Source organism: Duganella violaceipulchra (assembly GCF_019166075.1).
GTDB classification, from domain to species: domain Bacteria; phylum Pseudomonadota; class Gammaproteobacteria; order Burkholderiales; family Burkholderiaceae_D; genus Rugamonas; species Rugamonas violaceipulchra.
Map to the genome: position 1 here is coordinate 1 of NZ_JAHTGR010000106.1, position 537 is coordinate 537.

Sequence of the window (537 nt, forward strand, 5' to 3'; positions counted from 1 at the left end):
GGATGGCCAGCAAGGCCACCACCATGCCCACGCCGCGCTCGGCGCACACCGCCACCCGCGCGTCCGGCGCCACGCCCAGCGCCGCCAGATGGCGCGCCAGCTGGTTGGCCCGCTCGTTGAGCTGGCGATAGCTCAGGCTGTCGCGCTCATCGCTCACGGCCACCGCCTCCGGGCTCGCCGCCGCCTGGCGCTCGAACAGCTCATGCAGGCAAAGCTCCGGTTCCCGCGCCGCGTCCGTGGCGTTCCATTGCTCCAACATCAGCCGCAGTTCATCCTGCGGCAGCACGTTCAGCGCGTCGAGCGCCGCCGCCGGCCGGGTTTCCAGCGCGTTCACCAGTTGTGCCAGAGCCTCCTGGACATAGGCACCCACGCGCTCGGCCGATATCGATTGATCGACCTGCACCGTCAAGACGAAGTCTTCGCCCAGATCGTCCACCGACAAGGTCAGCGGATAGTTGGTGCGCTCTTCGCCACCGATGACATTGACGCCTACCCAGGCGTCATTGGATTGCTGCTGCGCGTCGCCCGCCTCGACCA

Annotated in this window: 1 protein-coding gene; it reads right to left on the minus strand. The window is 68.2% G+C overall.

Annotated elements, in window-relative coordinates; translation table 11 throughout:
• Positions 1-537, minus strand: a 537-nt coding sequence (locus KVP70_RS33175) for an AMP-binding protein (protein ID WP_217946701.1), incomplete at both ends; no start/stop codon positions are given.